At 69.9% G+C, this 2,748-nt stretch carries 3 protein-coding genes and 2 pseudogenes; 1 reads left to right on the top strand and 4 read right to left on the bottom strand.

Annotation, left to right across the window (positions count from 1 at the left end; all coding sequences use genetic code 11):
• From A5646_RS24255 to A5646_RS24240, 4 genes and pseudogenes are all read right to left on the bottom strand, one after another.
• A pseudogene (locus A5646_RS24255) lies at positions 1–184 on the bottom strand (short-chain dehydrogenase); the annotation flags it as partial.
• Positions 185–226: 42 nt separating this feature from the next.
• Positions 227–1,129 (bottom strand): 1,4-dihydroxy-2-naphthoyl-CoA synthase, encoded by a 903-nt coding sequence (locus A5646_RS24250; protein ID WP_067024748.1) that lies wholly within the window; start codon positions 1,127–1,129, stop codon positions 227–229.
• 13 nt (positions 1,130–1,142) lie between these two features.
• Positions 1,143–1,610 (bottom strand): nitroreductase family deazaflavin-dependent oxidoreductase, encoded by a 468-nt coding sequence (locus tag A5646_RS24245; RefSeq protein ID WP_066873284.1) that lies wholly within the window; start codon positions 1,608–1,610, stop codon positions 1,143–1,145.
• Positions 1,611–1,624: 14 nt separating this feature from the next.
• Positions 1,625–2,566 (bottom strand): aldo/keto reductase, encoded by a 942-nt coding sequence (locus A5646_RS24240; protein ID WP_066873281.1) that lies wholly within the window; start codon positions 2,564–2,566, stop codon positions 1,625–1,627.
• Between the two features lie 88 nt (positions 2,567–2,654).
• On the opposite strand from A5646_RS24240, the pseudogene A5646_RS29230 reads away from it, so the two are divergent.
• Positions 2,655–2,748 (top strand): annotated as a pseudogene (locus A5646_RS29230) (TetR/AcrR family transcriptional regulator); the annotation flags it as partial.

Genomic DNA, 2,748 nt, shown 5'->3' with positions numbered 1-2,748 from the left:
GGGCGAACTGTTCGGCCGCGGCCTCGCCGATGCCCGACGACGCCCCGGTGAGCAGGATGCGCTTGCCGGCCAGTTCGATCGGCTTGATCAGCGGACGGTTGACCAACACTTGCGGCGCCATCGGAGGGCGCATGGTCGCCAGCACGAACTGGTCGGCGATCCGGCGAAGGGGACTCTTGCTCACGGGAGGCGAGTCTAGGCGGTGGCCCCGGGCACCCCGGGCCGCTCAGAAGTAGCGGGGGAACCGGCTCCAGTCCGGGTCGCGCTTTTCCAGGAAGGCGTCGCGGCCCTCGACGGCTTCGTCGGTCATGTAGGCCAGCCGGGTGGCCTCGCCCGCGAACAGCTGTTGGCCCACCAGGCCGTCGTCGAGCAGGTTGAACGCGAACTTCAGCATCCGTTGCGCCTGTGGGGATTTCGCGTTGATCTCGCGCGCCCAACCGATGGCCTCGGATTCCAGCTCGGCATGGTCGACGACGGCGTTGACCGCGCCCATGTGGTGCATCTGCTCGGCGGTGTAGGGGCGGCCGAGGAAGAAGATCTCACGGGCGAACTTCTGGCCGACCTGGCGGGCCAGGTACGCGCTGCCGTAGCCGCCGTCGAAGCTGCCGACGTCGGCGTCGGTCTGTTTGAAGCGGGCATGTTCGCGGCTGGCCAGGGTGAGGTCGCACACCACGTGCAGGCTGTGCCCGCCGCCGGCCGCCCACCCGTTGACCAGACAGATCACCACCTTGGGCATGAACCGGATCAGTCGCTGCACCTCGAGGATGTGCAGCCGCCCGGCGCGGGCGGTGTCGACGGTGTCGGCGGTCTCGCCGCTGGCGTACTGGTAGCCGCTGCGCCCGCGGATGCGTTGGTCGCCGCCGGAGCAGAACGCCCAGCCGCCGTCCTTAGGCGAGGGCCCGTTGCCGGTCAGCAGCACCACGCCGACGTCGGGGGACATCCGGGCGTGATCGAGCACCCGGTAGAGCTCGTCGACGGTGTGCGGCCGGAACGCGTTGCGCACCTCGGGCCGGTCGAACGCCACCCGCACCGTGGCGTCGTCGACGTGGCGGTGATAGGTGATGTCGGTCAGGTTGCCGAACCCGTCCACCGGACGCCACTGGTCGGCATCAAAGGGGTTGTCACTCAAGGTTTTTGAACTCCTATGCCGGGTCCAGCCGAAATACCGGACACACGCCCGCCAGCGCCTCGAATTCCTCGGGGCGACCATCGGTGACCAGCCCCGAGCGCTTCATGAAGCCGACGCCGGTGGGCACCTCGGTGGGAAACGCCCGCAAGAACGGGCGCGCCGCATCGGCGGACAGCTCCACCATCCGCACCCGCTCGCGGTGCCGACCGCGGGCCAGCGTCGCGTACTCGGCGGCACGGACGTTGCGGATCCAATCCGCGCCCGGAAACCCGGCCACCACATAGCGTTTGCCGTCCACCGTCATCGGCGTCACCGGCGTCGACCGGGGTGTGCCGGACTTGCGGCCGGGCACGGTCAACACCACCGGGCTTTCACCACCGAAGCTCAGGCCCAGCCGCGAGAGCCGGATGAAGACCTTGTTCGCCGGCTTCAGCCACCACGGTGGTTTGGGGGACGGCTTGCTGCCGTCGGGCGTACCCATGCCTGACACAGTAGTCAGCTCTGGGGCGCCTCCAGGAAGGGTTCGACGCCGTGCGCCCAGGGGTCGGCGCCGGGTTCGGCGACGGCGTCGAGCCGGGCGACCGCCTCGGCGCTCAGTGTGACGCCCGCCGCGGCGATGTTCTCCTCGAGGTGGGCGACCGACCGGGTGCCGGGAATCAGCAACGTGTTCGGCGCGTGCGCCAAGATCCAGGCCAACCCGACCTGGGCGCCGCTAACGCCCAACTCGCCGGCGATGTCGGCCACCACCGGGTTGTCGGCGACCTTCGGGAATCCGGGGAACGCCGAGCCGAGCGGGAAGTACGGCACCCACGCGATGCCCGCGTCCACGCACAGCTCGAGCATGGCTTCCTGGGAGCGGTCCAACAGACTGTAGGCGTTCTGCACGCAGACGATGCCGGCGGGCAGCGCTCGCCGCAGCACGTCGAGCGACACGCTGCTGATCCCGATCGCCCCGATCTTGCCCTCGTCGCGCAGGGCGATCAGCTCGGCCAGCTGGTCGTCGAGGTCGACGATCTGGTCGCCCTCGGCGGACATGCCGATCCCGGTGTCGAGCCGCCGCAGGTTGACCACCGGGACGCGATCAAGGCCGAGCTGGCGCAGGTCGTCTTCGACGGCGGCGCGCAGTTCGGCGGGCCGTTGTGCCGGCGCCAGCGGGATCGGTTGTTCGCCGGTGTAGCGCGCGCCGACCTTGCTGACGATGACGAGGTCGTCGGGGTAGGGGGCCAGTGCCGCGTGGATCCGGCGGTTCACCTCGCCGGGTCCGTAGAACGACGCGGTGTCGATGTGGTTGACGCCCAGTTCGATCGCGCGACGCAGCACCGCGGCCGCGTCGTCGGCGGTCGTCGCCTCGAACAGTTGCATGGCGCCGTAGCCCATGCGGGCGACGGGGGTCACGCCCAGAGTGCCGATGCCGCCGGGCCGGGGTTGGTCTGTCATGGTGCTCCTGAAGAGATCGGGTGACACACTGGTGAAAGCGGAGGGGCCTCCGCATTCATAGCGTAACAGAACCGGAGGAGCCTCCGCTTTGGTGGGAAGGTCGGACGCGCGCCGCAATCGCGAACGGCTGCTGGCGGCGGCCACCGCGGCGTTCACCGCGCACGGCGCGGCGGTCTCGCTCG

It is taken from the genome of Mycobacterium sp. 1245499.0 (assembly GCF_001673615.1).
Classification (GTDB): domain Bacteria; phylum Actinomycetota; class Actinomycetes; order Mycobacteriales; family Mycobacteriaceae; genus Mycobacterium; species Mycobacterium europaeum_A.
This window is presented reverse-complemented; position numbering and strand designations above follow the sequence as displayed.

Coding starts and splice junctions, on each gene's coding strand:
- A5646_RS24245 (WP_066873284.1), bottom strand. CDS start 1,610: ATGGGTACGCCCGACGGCAGCAAGCCGTCCCCCAAACCACCGTGGTGG.
- A5646_RS24240 (WP_066873281.1), bottom strand. CDS start 2,566: ATGACAGACCAACCCCGGCCCGGCGGCATCGGCACTCTGGGCGTGACC.